Source organism: Streptomyces sp. ALI-76-A (genome assembly GCF_030287445.1).
Lineage (GTDB): Bacteria > Actinomycetota > Actinomycetes > Streptomycetales > Streptomycetaceae > Streptomyces.
The window spans coordinates 425,607-444,324 of the sequence record NZ_JASVWB010000004.1 but is presented as its reverse complement, the minus strand read 5'-3'; the positions used below and the strand labels follow the sequence as shown (position 1 = coordinate 444,324).

General features: G+C 75.2%; 1 protein-coding gene. It reads right to left on the bottom strand.

Annotated elements, in window-relative coordinates:
• Window positions 1-5: 5 nt before the first annotated feature.
• Window positions 6-18,674 (bottom strand): non-ribosomal peptide synthetase, encoded by an 18,669-nt coding sequence (locus tag QQS16_RS38445; RefSeq protein ID WP_502963990.1) that lies wholly within the window; start codon window positions 18,672-18,674, stop codon window positions 6-8.
• Between the last annotated feature and the right edge of the window lie 44 nt (window positions 18,675-18,718).

The following is an 18,718-nucleotide window of genomic DNA, read 5'->3' as shown; positions in this document are numbered from 1 at the left end:
GGTCCTCACCGTTCGTCGTGGTCGCTGTCGCCGCGTGCGGCGTCTTCGAGTTCGCTGAGCACCTGTTCCTCCACCAGGTCCGCCAGGGCGGCGACCGTGCGGTGGACCAGGACGTCCCGGGGCGTGAGGGTCACGCCGAAGGCGTCGTTGGCCCGGGAGGCGATGAGCAGGGCGCGCAGGGAGTCGCCGCCGAGGTCGAAGAAGTCGTCCTCCGCGCCGACGGCTGTGTGCAGGGCCTCCTCCCAGAGGGCGGCCAGCACCTCCTCGGTGGGGGTGCGCGGTGCGATGTGCTCCGCCGTGCGCGGCGCGTCCGGCGCGGGCGCGGGCAGGGCGGCCCGGTCGGTCTTGCCGTTCTCGGTGAGCGGGAAGCTGTCCAGCACCACGTACGCCGTGGGCACCATGGGACCGGGCAGGGTGGCGGCGGCCAGCGCCCGCAGCTCGGCGGAGGTGGGCGGCTCGGCGCCGGGCGCGCGCAGCAGGTGGGCGACCAGACGCGGCAGGCCCGGTTCGTCCTCCCGCACGCTCACCACGGCGTCCAGGACGGCCGGGTGGCGCACGAGCGTGGCCTCGACCTCGCCCGCCTCGATGCGGTGGCCGCGCAGCTTGAGCTGGTGGTCGGTGCGGCCCAGATAGTGCAGTTCGCCGCAGGCGTCGCGCCGGACGAGGTCACCGGTGCGGTACATGCGGGTGCCCGGCGGGCCGAACGGGTCAGCGGTGAACCGGGTCGCGGTCAGTCCGGGCCGGCCCAGGTAGCCGCGGGCCAGCGCCGGTCCGCTCAGCCACAGCTCGCCCGGCACGCCGTCGGGGACCGGCCGCAGCCTGGTGTCCAGGACGTAGGCGCCGGTGGCGGGCAGCGGGCGGCCGATGGGCGGGGCGGTGCCGTCCGCCTCCAGCGGGTCGGACCAGGTGGCGACGACGGTGGCCTCGGTGGGCCCGTAGGAGTTGACCAGGCGGTGGTGCGGGGCCCAGCGGGCGACCAGGTCGGCGCCGCACGCGTCGGCGCCCACGGTCAGGGTCTTCAGGTCGGGCAGGGTGCCGGGGGTGTCCGGCGGCAGGGTGGCGAGCGCGGCCGGGGGCAGCAGGGTGTGGGTGATGCGCTCGGCGCGCAGCACGTCGGCGAGTTCGGCGCCGAGCAGCGGGCCTGGCCGGGGTACGACGAGGCGGGCGCCCTGCGGCAGGGACATGCACAGCTCCAGCACCGAGGCGTCGAAGCTGGGGGTGGCGAACGCCAGTACCCGGTCGCCGGGTGCCACTTGGTAGTGCGCGGCCTCGGCGGCGGCGAAGCCCGCGAGGCCCCGGTGGGTGACCACCACGCCCTTGGGGGTGCCGGTGGAGCCGGAGGTGTGGATGACGTAGGCCGCATCGTCCAGGTCCAGCGGCCGGGTACGGTCGGCGTCGGTCGGCCGGTGTTCGGGTGTGCCGTCCGGCGGTGCCGCGAGCAGGGCGGCCACCTCGGCGGCGTCGAGGGTGACGGCGGGGTCCGCGTCCCGCAGCATCAAGTCGACCCGCTGCTGCGGGTAGTCGGGGTCCACCGGCAGGAACGCGGCGCCGGTCTTGGTCACCGCCAGCTGGGCGAGGAGCATGTCGGCCGAGCGGGGCAGGACCAGGGCGACGAGGGTGCCGGGGCCCGCGCCGCGCGCGATGAGCCGGTGCGCCAGGCGGTTGGCCCGTGTCTCCGTCTCGGCGAAGGTGAGCGACAGGCCGGGCGCGCTCACCGCGGGGGCCGTGGGCCGGCGGTCCACCGCCGCCTCGATCAGGGCGGGCAGGGTCGCCGGGGGCACGGGTGCGAGCCGCGGGCGGGCGGGCCCGTGCAGCAGCCGGGCGCGTTCCTCCGGCGGCAGGGTGTCGAGCGAGTCCAGGCGGTCGGCGTCCTGGGAGGCCGCCAGCTCGCCCAGGGTGTGCAGGAGCTGCGCGGCCAGGGAGCGCGCGGTGGTCGCGTCGAAGTGCCGCGGGTCGTAGCCGAGTTCGACGCCGAGCCGCTCGCCGGGCGAGATCACGACGGTGAGCGGGTAGTTGGTGGCCTCCCGGGCGTCGAGGTCGCGGACGTGGACGCCGTGGGCGCCGGCTGTGGCGTCGCCGACCGGGTAGTTCTCGAAGACCAGCAGGCTGTCGAACACCGGCGTCCCGGCCGGCAGGCCGCTCCATGCCTGGAGGTCGGTCAGGGGCACGTGGTCGAAGCGGCGGTCCTCGGCGCGTGCGGCCTGGGTGTCCCGCAGCCAGGCGTCGCGGGACGCGCCGCCGTCCACGGTGACCCGGGCGGGCAGGGTGGTGATGAACAGGCCGGTGATGGTGTCGGCGCCGGGCAGGTCGGCGGGCCGCCCCGAGACGGTGGTGCCGAAGCACACCTCCCGCTCCCCGCTCCAGCGCGACAGCAGCAGCGCCCAGGCGCCCTGCGCGACGGTGCTGAGGGTCAGGCGGTTGCGACGGGCGAAGTCCTCCAGCCGCTTGGTCTCCTCCGTGCCCAGCCACTGGGACAGCCAGGTGTCGGAGCGGGCCGTCGAGCTCGGGCCCGGCCTGCGGTCGTAGGGCAGCGGCGTGGGGGCGGTGAGGTCTTCGAGGACGCTCCTCCAGTGCTCCTCGGCCGGCGCGGTGTCCCGGGCGGCCAGCCAGCGGGCGTAGTCGGCGAACGGGCGGCGGTCCGGCAGCCGGGGTTCCTCGCCGCGGGCGAGCGCCGCATGAGCGGTCATGGCGTCGGCGAGCACGTGGAAGACGCTCCAGCCGTCCAGCAGGACGTGGTGGAAGGTCCACAGGACCCGTACCTGGTCCGGGCCGAGCCGGATCAGGGCCAGGCGCAGCAGTGGCGCGCGGTCCAGCGCCAGGCCGCGGGCCTTGTCCTCGGCGAGCAGTCGCTCCAGTGCCGTGTCGCGCTCGGCCGGGGTCAGGGCGGACCAGTCGTGCTCGGTGACCGGCAGGACCGCGGTGCGGTGGACGGCCTGGAGGGGGACGGGGACGCCGCTGAGCACCACGGTGGTGCGCAGGACGGGGGTGCGGTCGACCACGTGCTGGAAGGCGGCGGCGAGCAGGCGCGGGTCGCGCGCCCCGTCCACGACGAACGTGATCTGCTCGACGTACATGCCCTGCCCGGGTGCGTCCAGCCCGTGCACGACCATGCCGCTCTGGGTGGGCGTGAGCGGGTACAGGTCGACGATGTCACGGCCGGTGCCCACCAGTCGGTCCACCGCCGTCTGGTCCAGCGGTGCCAGCGGGAAGTCCGAGGGGGTACGGCCGCCGGCGCCGGGCTCGGCGCAGTGCCGCGCGATGTGCCGCAGTTCGTCGGCCAGTTCGGCGGCCAGCCGCGCCACCGTGTCGCGCCGGTGCACCTCGCGCGAGTACGACCAGGTGAACTCCAGCCGCTTGTCGACGACTTGGCCGAGGACATCGAGGAGGTGCGGCCGGTCCGCCGTACGGTCGATGCCGCCGGCCAGTCCGGCGTACGGCGTGTGCAGCAGGCCGCCCGCGGTGGCGTGCCAGTCCTGCTGGCCCAGGTAGTTGAAGCCGACCCGCGGCAGTTCCGGCAGACCGAGCCGGTCGCGGTCGGGGTGCAGGTGGCGCAGGGCGCCGTAGCCCAGTCCGCCCCGGGGCACGGCCCGCAGGTTCTCCTTGACGGACTTCAGCGCCGCCCCGGTGCCGGCGTTCCGGGGCACGTCCAGCGCGACGGGGAACATGGTGGTGAACCAGCCGACGGTCCGGGCGAGGTCGACGTCGTCGAAGAGTTCCTCCCGGCCGTGGCCCTCCAGCGCGACCATGACCCGGTCCCGGCCGGTCCAGCGGGCCAGGACCCGGCCCAGGGCGCACAGCAGGACGTCGTTGACGCGGGTGCGGTAGACGTCCGGCACGTCCTGGAGCAGCCGCCGGGTCTCCTCGCTGTCCAGGCCCACCGTCACCGTCTCCTCGCAGGCGGCGGTGTTGGCTCCGGTGAGGTCGGTCGGCAGCGGCGTGGTGTCGGCGGACAGGGCCTGCCAGTGGGCGAGTTCGTCGTCGAGGCCGCCGGACGCGGTGTGCGCGGTCAGTCGCTGCGACCACGCCCGGAACGAGGTGGTCTTCGGCCCGAGGTCCGCCCGCTCGCCGGCGCGCAGCGCCCGGTAGGCGGTGTCCAGGTCCTCCAGGAGGATCCGCCAGGACACCGCGTCCACGACCAGGTGGTGGGCGGCCAGCAGCAGCACCGGCCGCCGGTCGTCGCCGGTCCGGCACAGCGCGGCCCTGAGCAGCGGGCCGCCGGCGAGGTCGAACCCGGCGCACAGACCGTCGGCCAGGTCACGCACCGCGGAGTCGTCGGTGCCCTCGGGCAGATCGTGCACCTCCAGCCGGGGCGCCTCCCCCGGTGCGGTGCCGTGCTGCCGCCACCGCCCGTCGCCGTCCTGCTCGAACCGCAGGTGCAGCGCGTCGTGCTGCTCCAGTACGACGGCCAGGGCGGCCCGCAGCAGGGCCTCGTCGGTGTCGGCGGCCAGGTGGAAGGAGACCGTCTGGGTCAGCTGCGCGGGGTCGCCGGTGAGCGTGTCGAACAGCCAGTGCTGGACGGGCGTGAGCGGTACCTCCCCGACGACCGGGCCCTGTTCCGCCACGGTCCGCCGGGTCGTGGAGTCCTGGGCGGCGGCCGCCAGTTCGGCGACGGTCTGGTGCTGGAACAGGTGCCGGGGAGTCAGGGCGAGGCCGGCCCGGCGGGCGGCGGAGACGATCTGGATGCCGAGGATGGAGTCGCCGCCGAGCGCGAAGTAGTTGTCCCGCGCGCCCACGTCGGGCACGCCCAGCACCTCGGACCAGATCGCGGCGAGCGCCCGTTCGGCCTCGGTGCGCGGCGCACGGTCACCGCTCCCGCGCGGCGCCGACCACACGGGGTCGGGCAGCGCGCGCCGGTCCAGCTTGCCGGTGGCGCCGAGCGGGAGCCGCTCCAGCGGCACGACGAGTGCCGGGACCAGGTGGTCGGGGAGCGTACGGGCCAGGAAGGCCCGCAGACCGGCGGAGTCGGGCAGCGCGGGGCCGTCGGGGACCGCGTAGGCCACCAGGCGCTTGTGGCCGTCGTGTTCGACCACGCGCGCGGCGGCGGCCGACACCTCGGGGTGCCGGGTCAGCGCGGCCTCGACCTCGCCGAGTTCGATGCGGAAGCCGCGGACCTTCACCTGGTCGTCCGAACGGCCGAGGTACACCAGGTCACCGTGGGCCGTCCACCGCACGAGGTCTCCGGTGCGGTACATGCGGCTGCCGGGCGGGCCGAACGGGTCGGCGGGGAAGCGCGAGGCGGTGAGCCCGGGCCGGTGCAGATAGCCGCGGGCCACACCGGTCCCGGCCAGGTACAGCTCGCCCGGGACACCGGCGGGCACCGGGCGCAGCCGGGCGTCCAGGACGTAGGCGCGGGCGCCGCCGACGGGCCTGCCGATGGGCGGGACGCGGTCGGGTTCGGCCGGGTCGCAGGTGAAGGCGGTGGCGTAGACAGTGGCCTCGGTGGGGCCGTAGATGTTCAGCACCCGGCAGCCGGGGACCGCCGCGCGCACCTGGCGCACGGTCCGCACGGGCAGCGCCTCACCGGCGAGGACGACGGTGCCGGCGCTGACGTGGACGGTGTCCTCCGCGAGCAGCCGGCCCAGCGCGGAGGGCACGGCGCTGAGCAGCCCCGCCCGCCACGGCTCCGCCCGCTCGGCGAGGGCCAGCAGGTCGTGCACGATCTCGACGCGGCCGCCCGCCAGCAACGGCGAGAAGATCTCGAACACCGACACGTCGAAGTTGAGCGAGGTGGAGGCCACCACGTGCTCCAGGCCGCGCCCGCCGAACTCGGCGGCGGCCCAGTCGGTCAGCGCCAGCACCGACTCCTGCGCGACGACGACACCCTTGGGCCGGCCGGTCGAGCCGGAGGTGTGGATGACGTAGGCGGGGTGGTCCGGCAGCAGCCGTCCGTGCCGCTCGGCGTCGGTGATGTCCTCGCCGGACAGGGCGGCCAGGCTCGCGGCGCTGGCGGGGTCGTCGAGGGCGATCCGCGTGAACGGCCCGTCGGGCAGCCGGTCCCCCGTCTCCGCGCGGGTGACGACCGCTTCGGGCCGTACGTCGTCGAAGAGGAAGGCGATCCGCTCAGCCGGGTAGCCCGGGTCGACGGGCAGGTAGGCGGCGCCGCTCTTGAGGACCGCCAACAGCGCCACGATCAGGTCCGGGGTGCGCGGCAGGGCGAGCGCGACGAACCGTTCGGGCCCGGCGCCGGCGTCGATGAGCAGCCGGGCCAGCCGGTTGGCGCGCTCGTCGAGCTGCCGGTAGGTGAGGTGTTCCGTGCCTCCGACCACGGCGACGGCGTCCGGGGTGCGCGCGGCCTGCGCGCGGAACGCCTCCGGCAGGGTGTGCCGCGGTGCCTCGGTCACCGGGCCGCCGAAGCGTTCCAGCAGGCGGCGGCCCTGGTCGCCGGACATCAGCGGCAGGTCGGCCAGCTCGCGGTCCGGGTCGGTGGCCATCTCCGTCAGCAGCGTGCGCAGGCTGGTGCCGATGCCGTCGACGGTGGCGGCGTCGAAGGCGGCGGGGTCGTAGTCCAGGGTGACCGTCAGGGTGTCGCCGGGCGCGACCACCACGCTGAGCGGGTAGTTGGTCGGCTCCACGTCGCGTTCCTGCTCCATGGCCAGGCCGTGCCGGGCCAGGGCGTCCGCGTCGAACGGGTAGTTCTCGAAGACCACGATGCTGTCGAACAGGGGCGTGCCGCCCGGTACGTCGCTCCAGGTCTGGAGCTGGGCGAGGGAGACGAAGTCGTGGCGCCGGGACTCCGACTGGGCGGCCTGGAGTTCGCCCAGCCAGTCCGGCAGGCGGCGCCGTCCGTCGATCCGCGCCCGGGTGGGCAGGGTGTTGATGAACACGCCGACCATGGAGGTCACGCCCGGCAGGTCGGCGGGGCGGCCGGAGACGGTGGTGCCGAACACCACGTCGTCCCCGCCGCCGTAGCGGGACAGCAGCAGCGCCCAGGCGCCCTGGAGGACGGTGTTGACGGTCAGACCGGCCGACTGCGCCATCTCCCGCAGCCGCGCCGACACCTCGGCGTCGAGCGTCACCCGCACCGACCCCGAGGACGAGGTGCGGTGCGCCTCGGCGGGCCGTCGGTCGCGCGGCAGTTCGGTGGCGACGGGGAAACCGGCCAGTGCCTCGCGCCAGTACTCCTCCGCCCGCTCGGTGTCCTGCCGGGTGAGCCAGTCCAGGTAGTCGCGGTAGGGGGCGCGGTCCGGAACCCGGGGCGGGCGTCCGGCGGTAAGCGCCGCGTACCGCTCGCACACCTCGTCGAAGACCTGGGCCGCGCTCCACCCGTCGAGCAGCAGGTGGTGGAACGTCCACAGCATCCGCACCCGCTCGGGCGTGAGCCGGATCAGGGCCAGGCGCATCAACGGGGCCGTCTCCAGGTCGAGTCCGGCCTGCCGGTCCTCGTCGACCAGCCGGGCGAGTTCCCTCTCGCAGCGCTCGGCGGACCACCCGGACCAGTCGTGGTGGGTGACGGGCACTCTCGCCTGCCGCCGCACCGCCTGGAGGGGTTCGGCGGTCTCCTGCCACACCGGGCGGATCCGCAGCATCGCGTTGGCGTCCACGGTCCGCTGCCACGCCTCGGCCAGGGGGTGCGGGTCGGTGACGCCGGACAGCACCAGCTGGACCTGGTTGACGTAGGTGCGGCTGTCGGGGTCCATCAGGCTGTGGAACAGCATGCCCGCCTGCATCGGCGTCAGCGGGTACAGGTCCTCGACGCCGCGGCCGTCGCCCACGACCCGGTCCACGGCCGCCTGGTCGATCCGGACCAGCGGGAAGTCCGACGGTGTCCGGCCTCCGGCCCCGGGGGCGGCGCAGTGGGCGACGACGTCCTCCAGCGCCCGCAGCATCCCGGCCGCGAGACCGGTGACGGTGTCCTGGCGGTGCAGGTGCCGGCTGTAGTGCCAGGTGACCTCCAGCTCGCCGTCCTCGACGCGGGCGACCACGTCCAGCAGGTGCGGGCGCACCGACTCGGGCGCCTCGGCGCCGCCCAGCCCGCCCGGGACGGAGCGCACCAGCTCGCCGCCCTGGGCGGACCAGTCGAAGCGCCCGAGGTAGTTGAAGCTGACGCCGGGCATCGGCGCGTCGGCCGGCCGCTCGTCGCCCGTCAGGTGGCGCAGGGCGCCGTGGCCCAGGCCCCGCCCGGGAACGGACCGCAACTGCTCCTTGACGGACTTCAGGGCGGTGCCCCAGTCCCCGTCCGGGACGTCGAGGGCGACGGGGAACAGGGTGGTGAACCAGCCGACGGTCCGGGACAGGTCGACGTCGTCGAAGAGCTGGTCCTCGCGGCCGTGTCCCTCCAGGCCGACGGCGACGGTCCTGCGCCCGGTCCACCCGGAGAGCACCCGGCCGAGGGCGGTCAGCAGGACGTCGTCGACGCGGGTGCGATAGCCGCCGGGCACCTTCCGCAGCAGGTCGTCGGTGTGCCGCCGGTCCAGGCGTACGGTCACCGCGTCCACGTCGGCCATGGTGTTGCCGCCCTCGCCGTCCACCGGCAGCGGCGCGGCGCAGTGCCCGGCCACCGCCTGCCAGTACTCGCGCTGCGCGGCGAATCCGCCGGACGCGGCGTGCGCGCGCAGGCGCCGCGCCCACTCCTGGACGGACGTCGTCCGCTCCGGGAGACGCACCGGCTCCCCGGCACGGGCCTGCCCGTAGGCCGTCTCCAGGTCCTCCAGCAGGATGCGCCAGGAGACGCCGTCGACGACCAGGTGGTGCACGACGAGGAGCAGGCGGGTGCCACGTGCGGTGCCGTCACCGCTGCCGGTGCCGGTGCCCGTGAAGAGGCGGGCCGTGACGAGCGGTCCGTTCTCCAGCCGGAAGGCGGCGTGCGCTTCGGCCGTGACACGGGCCTCGGCCTCCTCGGCCGTATCCGCCGGGAGTCCGCCCAGGTCGCAGACCTCCAGCAGCCCGGGCGGCTCCTCGTCCGCTCCGGGGCACTCCTGGCGCCAGGCGCCGTCGGCGGACCGGACGAAACGGCAGCGCAGGGCGTCGTGACGGGCGTACACGGCCGCCAGGGCGCGGCGCAGGGCGGCCGGGTCGACGTCGTCGGGTGTCTCCACGACGACGGACTGGTTGAAGAACTCCGGCCGCGGCGGCCCGGGATCGAGGAACCAGTGCTGGATCGGGGTGAGCGGGACCTCGCCGCTCACCGGACCGGTCCCCGCGACGGGCACGGCGGTGCCGGTGTCCGCGGCGGCGGCCAGAGCGGCGACCGTCGGATGCCGGAACAGGTCCCTCGGGGTGAGCGCGAGGCCGGCGGCGCGGGCCCGGGAGACGACCTGGATGCTGAGGATCGAGTCGCCGCCCAGCATGAAGAAGTTGTCGTCGGCGCCGACCCGTTCCGCTCCGAGCAGTTCCGCCCAGATCCCGGCCAGGATCCGCTCGGCCTCGGTGCGCGGCGCGCGGTACTCGGCGTCGCCGGCCCCCGTCCAGTCGGGCACGGGCAGCCGGCGCCGGTCCACCTTGCCGTTGGCGGTCAGGGGGAGTTCGGCCACCGTGACGAAGGCGGCGGGCACCATGTAGTCGGGCAGTTCGGCGACGACGTGCGCGCGCAGCTCGCCCGCCGGGGGGACGGCGGCCGAGGGGGCGGGCACGAGGTGGGCGGCGAGCCGCTTGCGGCCGGCGTCCTCGTACACCGAGACCACCGCCTCGGCCACATCCGGGTGGGCGGTCAGCCGGGCCTCGATCTCGGTCGGCTCGACCCGGAACCCGCGGATCTTGACCTGGTCGTCCGCGCGTCCCACGAAGTGCAGTTCACCGTCGGCGCTCCACCGCACGATGTCGCCGGTGCGGTACATCCGCCCGCCGGGCGGCCCGAACGGGTCGGCCAGGTACCGTGCGGCGGTCGCGCCGGGCCGACCGGCGTATCCCCGGGCCAGTCCGGCACCCGCGATGTACAACTCCCCCGGCACACCCGGCGGTTGCGGTTGGAGGGCGTCGTCGAGCACGTACCCGCGGGTGTTGTCGAGCGGGCGTCCGATGGGCAGCACCGCGGGGAGCGGATCGCCGGCCCGGAAGATCCGCCGGGTGGCGAAGGTGGTGGTCTCGGTGGGTCCGTATCCGTCGACGACGGTCAGGCCGGGGCAGGCGTCGAGCACGCGGCCCACCACCGCGCCCGGTACGGCCTCGCCGCCGGTCCACACCTCGCGGGCCCCGCTCAGGCAGGTGGGGTCCTCCTGGGCGAGCAGCCGGAACAGGCCCGCGGTCAGCCACAGGCAGCGCACGCCCTGCTCGGTGATCGCGCGGCGGACGACGGCGGCGTCCACGTCGGCGGGCGGGGCCAGCACGGCCGTCCCGCCGCGCAGCAGCGGCACCCACACCTCGTAGGTGGCGGCGTCGAAGGCGTGCGGGGAGTGCACCAGGACCCGGTCGTGCCCGGCGAAGGCGCGGTCGAGGGCGAGCGCGGCGACGTCCCGCTGGCGTACCGCGACGCCCTTGGGGGTGCCGGTGGAGCCGGACGTGAACATCAGGTACTGGACGTTGTCGGGATGGACCACCGGGGCTCCGCCAGCGAAGTGGGCCTCCCTGTACGGCGGTTCACCCGCGAGGAGTTCGTCCACGCGCCGGACGGTGCCGTCCGGCAGTGTCTCCCCCGCCGTGCGCTGCCACTCGGCGTCGGTGAGCAGCAGGCGCGCGTCCGCCTCGGTGAGCATCCGGCGCAACCGCTCGTGCGGCGCCCTGCCGTCCAGCGGGACGTACACGCCGCCGGTGCGGACCAGGGCGAGCTGGACGACGACGAGATCGGCCGAGCGTCCCATCAGCACGCCCACCGGCACCTCCGCCGTCACACCGAGCGCGGTCAGCCGGTCGGCCAACCGGGCAGCGCGGGCGTCGAGTTCCCCATAGGTGAGCCGCTCCGTGTCCGCCTCCAGCGCCGCCGCGTCCGGGGTGCGCCGCACCTGCGCGGCGAACAGCTCCGCCACCGTGGCCTCGGGGGTGCCGGTGGCGGTGTCGTTCCACTCCTCGACCACCTGTCGGCGGCGGGCCGCCGTGAGCAACGGCAGTCGGGCGGGCGGGAGTTCTGGGGTCGTGGCCATGCCCGTCAGCAGGACGGTGAGGTACTCGACCATGCGCTCGACGGTGCCGGCGTCGAACAGCCGCGGGTCGTAGCCCAGCCGCAGTCCCAGTTCGGTGCCCGGATAAGCCACGAGGCTCAGCGGGTAGTTGGTGGTCTCGATGCCGTCCAGCCCGGTCAGCCGCAGTCCGTGAGCGGCGGCCAGGCCGTCGTCGACCGGGTAGTTCTCGAAGACGACGATGCTGTCGAAGAGGGCGGCGCGCTCGGGGAGTCCGGTGAGACCCCGCATCCGGGTGAGCGGCACGTGGTCGAAGCGGCGGTCCTCGCTCTGGTCCTGCTGGAGCTCGCGCAGCCAGTCGAGCAGGGGCCTGTCGTGCGGCACCGTCACCCGAGTGGGCAGGGTGGTGATGAACAGGCCGGTCATGGTGTCGGCTCCCGGCAGCTCGGGAGGCCGCCCGGAGACGGTCGTGCCGAACAGCACGTCCGCTCTGCGGGCCTGGCGGCTCAGCAGCAGCGCCCACGCCCCCTGCACGAGGGTGTTGAGGGTCAGCCCCGCCGTCCTGGCCAGCTCCGCCAGGGCCCGGGTGGTGGCCGCGTCCACGGTGGCGCGGACCGCCGCGGTGGACTCGGCGCGGTGGCTCTCGCGCGGTTCGTGGTCGTAGGGCAGGGCGGTGGTCTCGGCCAGACCGGCGAGGCGGCGGCTCCAGTGCCGGTCGGCCTCCGCCCCGTCACGGTCGCGCAGCCAGGCCACGTAGTCCCGGAACGGGCGCCGCTCCGGGAGGGGCTCCCGCCCGGCCGTGGCGTGCTCGGTGAAGACGTCGGAGAGCACCTGGAACAGGCTCCAGCCGTCCAGGAGCAGGTGGTGGAAGGACCAGACGACGCGTACGCCGCCGTCGGAGATCCTGGCGAGCACCAGTCGCTGGAGCGGGGCCCGGGTCAGGTCGATGCCCTGCTCGCGGTCCCGGTCCAGCAGTTGCCGCAGCCGCCTTCCGCGCTCCTCCTCGGTCAGGTCGCGCCAGTCCAGGTGAGTGACGGGCAGGGAGGCGTGACGCCGCACGACCAGCAGCGGCTCGGGCACGTCCTGCCAGACGACATGCCCGCGCAGTACGGGCGTGTGGTCCGTGACGCGTTGCCAGGCCGCCGCGAGCGCGGCCGGTTCGGGCACACCCTCCAGGTCGAAGGTGAGCTGCTGGAAGTAGACGCCCCGGTCGTCCTGGGAGAGCCGGTGGAAGAGCATGCCGGTCTGGGTGGGGGTGAGCGGGTGGATGTCCTCCACCGCCGCGGGGTCGTCCCCGACGATCCGGTCCACGGTCGCCTGGTCGAGCGGGGCCAGCGGGAAGTCCGAGGGGGTGCGTCCGCCGCTGCCCGGCCGGCCGGCGTGGCGGGCGATGCCGGCCAGCGCGTCGGCGAAGCGGGCGGCCAGGCCGGCGACGGTCGTCCTGGTGTGCAGGTCCTCGGAGTAGAACCAGGTGAACTCCAGTGCGTCACCGTCCAGTTGCCCCACCACTTCCAGGGGGTGCGGGCGGACGGCCGAGGGATCGGCGTCCAGTTCCAGCGGCCGGAACGTTCCTTCGTACAGGCCACCGGCGGTGTCCGACAGCCCGAACCTTCCCAGGTAGTTGAAGCTAACCTGCGCCTCCGGCACCTCGGGCAAGGGTCTCGGGCAGTCCAGATACCGCAGCACGTCGTACCCGACTCCGTGCCGGGGCACCGCCCGCAGTTGCTCCTTGACCTGCTTGAGTACGACGTCCCAGTCCGCGTCGGCCGGGACGGCGAGGGCGACCGGGTGACGGGTGGTGAACCAGCCGACCGTACGGCTGATGTCCACGTCGGCGAAGAGTTCCTCCCGGCCGTGCCCCTCGACGTCCACCAGGACCCGCTCGTGCCCGGTCCACGCGCACAGCACCCGGCCGAGCGCGCTCAGCAGCACGTCGTTGACCCGGGTGCGGTAGGTGTCCGGCAGGGTGCGCAGCAGGGCGGTGGTGTCCTCGGGCGTGAGGCGGACGGTCACCGAGCGCGCCGAGGCGTAGGTGTTGGGGCACTCGCCCGTCTCCTTGCCCGATCCCTCGCCCGGTCCCTCGCCCTGCGTGTCGGTCGGCAGCGTCGTCCGGGCTCCGGCGGCGGCGTCGGTCCAGTACGCGGCCTCGTCGTCGAAACCGCCGTCGGCCGCCAGGACGGACAGCCGCCGGGCCCAGTGCCGCAGCGGTGAGGACTTCGGGGGCAACGCCCGCTGTCCGTCGCGGCCTTCCCGGCGGGCGCGGTAGGCGCGGTCCAGGTCCTCCAGGAGCACGCGCCAGGAGACACCGTCTACCACCAGGTGATGGACGGCCAGATGCAGCACGCGGGGCCGGCCGGGGCCGCGGTCGTGCAGCACGGCACGCAGCAGCGGGCCGTGGCGCAGGTCGAAGGCGCCGTGGTGCGGGGAGTCGGTGTCCGGGCCGGCGTGGCGGGCCAGCCGCAGGCGCGGGGCCCGGTCCTCGATGCGCCAGGCGGCGCGCGGCTCCGCGTCCGTGCCGTCGGCGGCCTCCTCGGTGAGGAAGCGTGAGCGCAGGGCGTCGTGCTGGGCGACGAGGTCGTTGAGGGCGTCCTCCAGCGCCACCGTGTCGACGGAGCCGGGGAGGTGGACGGACAGGGTCTGGGCGAAGCGGCCCGCACGCTCCGCCGCACTGTCGAACAGCCAGCGCTGGATGGGCGTGAGCGGCGCCGGACCGCTGGCGGGCACCGAGGCCGGGACGGCGGGCCGGTGGTCACCGGCCGCGTCGGCGCAACGGGCGAGGGCGGCGATGGTCTGGTGCCGGTAGACGTCCCGGGAGGTGACCGTGAGGCCCGCCTGGCGGGCCTGGGCCACCACCTGGATGCTGAGGATGGAGTCGCCGCCCAGGGCGAAGAAGTTGTCGTCCACCCCGATGCGGTCCACACGCAGGATGTCCGCCCAGATGGCGGCGAGGGTGCGCTCGGTGGGGGTGCGCGGGGCCACGCGGTGCGTACCGCCGCGTACGGGCCCGGGGTCCGGCAGGCGGCCCCGGTCCAGCTTGCCGTTGGGGTTGAGGGGCAGGCCGGCCAGGACCACGACGGCCGTCGGCACCATGTAGTCGGGCAGGGTGCGGCCGAGGACCCGGCGCACCTCCTCCGGCTCGACGCGCGCGTCCGGAGCGGGAACGACGTAGCCGACCAGACGGCGGTGGCCGTCGCTCTCCCGGACGGTGGCCGCCGCCTCCGTCACGCCGTGGACGCGGCGCAGCCCCTCCTCCACCTCGCCCAGTTCGATGCGGAAGCCCCGCACCTTGACCTGCTGGTCGGTACGGCCGAGGTACTCCAGTTCGCCGTCGCCGTTCCACCGCACCAGGTCTCCGGTGCGGTACATGCGGTTCCCCGGCGCGCCGAAGGGGTCGGCGACGAACCGGGAGGCGGTCAGCCCCGGGCGTCCCAGGTAGCCGCGCGCCAGCCCTCCGCCGCCCAGGTACAGCTCTCCCGTCACGCCGGGCGGCTGGGGGCGCAGCAGGCGGTCCAGCACGTAGGCGCGGGTGCGGGCCACGGGCCTGCCGATCGGCGGGGCCTGCTCCGGAGCGGTGCCGTCCGCGAACCACGCGGTGGCGTAGACGGTGGCCTCGGTCGGGCCGTAGATGTTGGCGATCTCGCAGTCCGGCATGGCCCGCTTCAGGTCGTGCACGGTCTGCGCGGGAAGCGCCTCCCCGGCCAGGACGACCGTGTCCGCCTCCACCGCCGCGCCGCCCTCGGCGAGCATGCGGGAGATCACCGACGGCACACCGCTCACCAGTCCGGCCCGCCGGGGTTCGGTGGTGTCGGCGAGGGCCGGGAGGTCGGCGACCACCTCGATGCCACCGCCGACGAGCAGGGGGCAGAGCATCTCGAACACCGACACGTCGAAGTTGAGCGAGGTGGAGGCCACCACATGCGCCAGCCGCCGGGGTCCGAAGCGCTCCCCCGCCCACGCCGCGAGCGCCGCGACGCTGCGGTGGGTGACCACCACGCCTTTCGGACGTCCGGTCGAGCCCGAGGTGTAGATGACGTACGCGGGGTGCCCGGGATCGAGAGGCCGCACCCGGTCGGCGTCGGTGAGGTCGCTGTCGATGAGGCCGTCGCCGGTGAGCCCGCTGTCGGTGAGCCCGTCGCCGGTGAGACCGTCGCCGGTGAGACCGCCGCCGGCGACGGCGGTCTGGGCGAGGCAGTCCTCCAGCAGCAGCGGGACGCAGTCCCCGGGCAGCGCGCCGGCGGTCTCGCGGGTGGCGATGACGAGGGCGGGAGCGGCGTCGGCGAGCATGAGGCGGACGCGCTCGACCGGGTAGCCGGGGTCCACCGGCAGGTAGCCGGCGCCCGCCTTGAGTACGGCCCACAGCACCGGCAGCAGGTCAGCCGTCCGCGGCAGGCACAGCGCCACCAGCGTCTCGGGACCGGCCCCGCGCGCGGCCAGCAGCCGGGCGAGCCGGTTGGCGCGCCGGTTGACCTCGGCGTAGTCCAGGCGTTCGGAGCCGCACACCACGGCGGTCCGGCCGGGCGTCCGTGCCACCTGTGCCTCGAACAGCGCGGGCAGCGTACGGTCCGGCTCGTGGTGGGCGTCCGTGGGCGGCGGGTTCCAGGCCTCCAGGACGGTGTGCCGTTCGCCGTCCGACAGCAGGGCCAGCTCGCCCACCGTGCGGTGCGGTCCGTCCGCCATGCCCTCCAGCAGCCGGTGCAGGTGACGGCTCATCCGGGCGACCGTCTCCGCCTCGAACAGGCCGGTGCTGTACTCGACGGTGAGCTCGCAGCCGCCGTCGGCGTGCGGAGCGAACTCCAGCACCAGGTCGAAGCGGGCGGCCGGGCGGGGCAGCGGGTGCTGTTCGATCCGCAAGCCGCCGGCCTGGGGCGGGTCTGCCAGGGCGGTCTGCTGCACGACGAGCACCTGCACCAGCGGGGTACGGCTGGGATCCCGGGGCGGGGCCAGTTCCTCCACCACCCGGTCGAACGGCACCGATTCGTGGGCGAAGGCGTCCAGCACCGTCGCCCGCATGCTCTCCACGAACCGGTCGACGGTCGCGGCGTCGTCCACGTCACCGCGCAGCACGACGGTGTTCGCGAAGAACCCGGTCACGTCCTCCAGTTCGCGGCGTCCGCGCCCGGTGGTGACGGTGCCGAAGGCGACGTCCCGCTGCCCCGAGTAGCGGGAGAACAGCACCGCCGCCGCCCCGGCGAACAGGGTGAAGACGGTCGTACCGCGGCCCCCGGCCAGATGTCTCAGCCGCGCGACAAGCTCCGCCGGAAGGTGGTGCCGGTGGGCGGCGCCGGCCGTGGTGCGCACCGCGGGCCGGGGCCGGTCGGTGGGCAGTTCCAGTTGCGGCATGCCGGTCAGGTGCCGCTTCCAGTAGGCGAGGTGTTCCGCGTCGCCGTCGCCGGAACGCCGGCGCCGCTCCCACACGGCGAAGTCCGGGTACTGCACCCCGGGCACGGGCAGCCCGTCCTCGGTGCCGGAGACCTCGCCCCGGTACAGGGCCGCCAGGTCACGGGTCAGGATGCCCACGGACCAGCCGTCGGTGACGATGTGGTGCTGGGCCAGCAGCAGCACATGGTCGTCGTCGTCGCGGCGGACGAGCAGAGCCCTGGTGAGCGGGCCGGCCGCCAGGTCGAAGGGGTGGGCCAGCTCCTCGGTGAGCAGCCGGCCGGCGGCCTCGTCGCGCCGGCCGGCGGGCAGGTGCGTCACATCGGCCGTGCGCAGCGGCAGGTCGGCGTGCGGATGCACTCGCTGCACCCCCTGGCCGTCCTCGGTGGCGAAGGTCGTACGCAGGGAGTCGTGGCGGGCCACCAGCCGGTCCAGGGCACGGCGCAGCGCCCCGGTGTCCAGCTCGCCGCGCAGGCGCAGCGCCAGGCCGGTGTTGTACTCGGTGCCGCCCGGGGTGAGGTCGTCCAGGAACCACAGGCGCCGCTGGGCGCTGGAGAGCGGAAGGGGCCGGTCGCGCGGGACGGCCGGGATCGGGTCCGGGGCCACCGCGGCGAAGGGGGCGTCGAGCAGCCGGGCCAGAGCGGCGACCGTGCGCGTGGTGAACACGTCCCGGACCGACAGGCGGGCACCGAGTTCCTCGCGGATCCGGGCCAGGGCGCGGGTGGCGAGGATGGAGTCTCCGCCCAGGTCGAAGAAGTCGTCCTCGGCGCCCACGGCGTCGACGCCCAGGACGTCCGCCCACACGTCGGCCAGCGCCCGCTCCTGCGGGGTGCGCGGCGCCACGTGGTCCGGGCCGGCCGCGCGGACGGGCGCGGGCAGGGCCCGCAGGTCGGTCTTGTGCTGGGGGGTGAGCGGCAGGGCGTCGAGGACGACCACGGCGGAGGGCACCATGTGCGGCGGCAGGACGGCGGCGACGGCCTCTCTCAACTGGTCCGGGCGAGGCGGCTGCCGGTGGTCGGCCGGGGTGACATAGCCGACGAGCCGACGCCGTCCGGGTTCGTCCTCGCGCACCACGGCCACGGCGTCCCGCACTCCGCCGCAGCGCCGCAGCGCCGCCTCGATCTCGCCGGGCTCGATCCGGAAGCCGCGCAGTTTCACCTGGCGGTCGAGCCGGCCCAGGTACTCCAGTTCGCCGTGCTCGTTCCAGCGTGCCCGGTCGCCGGTGCGGTAGAGGCGGGCTCCGGACGGGCCGAAGGGACTGGCGACGAAGCGCGTGGCGGTGAGGCCGGGCCGGTCGAGGTAGCCGCGGGCCACTCCCACCCCGCCGACGTACAGTTCGCCGTCGGTGCCGCGCGGCACCGGCCGCATGGCCGCGTCCAGCACGTGCGCCTCGGTGCCGGCAAGGGGGGTGCCGATGCCCGGCGTGCCACTGCCCGCGGACAGCGGTCCGGTCCAGGAGGCCACGATGGTCGCCTCGGTGGGCCCGTACGAGTTGATCATCCGGCGGCCGGGCGCCCAGCGGTCGACGAGTGCGGCCGGGCACGCCTCGGCTCCCACGATCAGCGTGCGCAGGCCACCCGGTTCGATCCGCGCCGGGTCCGGCAGGGTGGCCAGGGCGGCCGGCGGGATCAGCGCGTGGCTGATGCGGTGCTCGTTCACCACGGCGGCCAGTTCGTCGCCCAGCCAGGGGCCGTTCGGCGGGACGACCAGGGTGGCGCCGGACAGCACGGAGATGAACAGTTCCAGCACGGAGGCGTCGAAACTGGGCGAGGAGAACTGGAGCACCCGGTCGCCCGGTCCCACGGCGTACCGCTCGGCGGCACCCGCGGTGAAGGCGGCGATGCCCCGGTGGGTGACGGTCACGCCCTTGGGCGTTCCGGTCGAGCCGGAGGTGTAGATGACGTACGCGGCCTGGTCGGCGTCCACCCGCGCTCGTGGCTCCGGGAGGTTTCCGGCGGCCTCCAGGGCGGCGCGTACGCCGGCCAGGTCGTCGAGGACCACGGCGGGTGCCGCGTCCGCCAGCATCAACGCCCGTCGCTCGTGCGGGTACTGGGGATCCACGGGCAGGAACGCGGCACCCGCCCGGGCCACGGCCAGCTCGGCGGCGATCAGTTCCAGCGAGCGCGGCAGGACCAGGGCCACCGTCCGCTCCGGCCCGGCCCCGCGCCGTACGAGATCGGCGGCCAGGCGCGCGGTGCGCTCCTCCAGTTCCCGGTAGGACCACGTCCGTCGGCCGTCGGTCACGGCCGGCGCGTCCGGGGTCCGGCCCGCCCACGCCTCGAACAGTTCGCCGAGCGGCCGGTGCGGCACCGGGGTGCCCGAGCCGCCTCCGGCGGCGGTGACGTCGTCCGCCC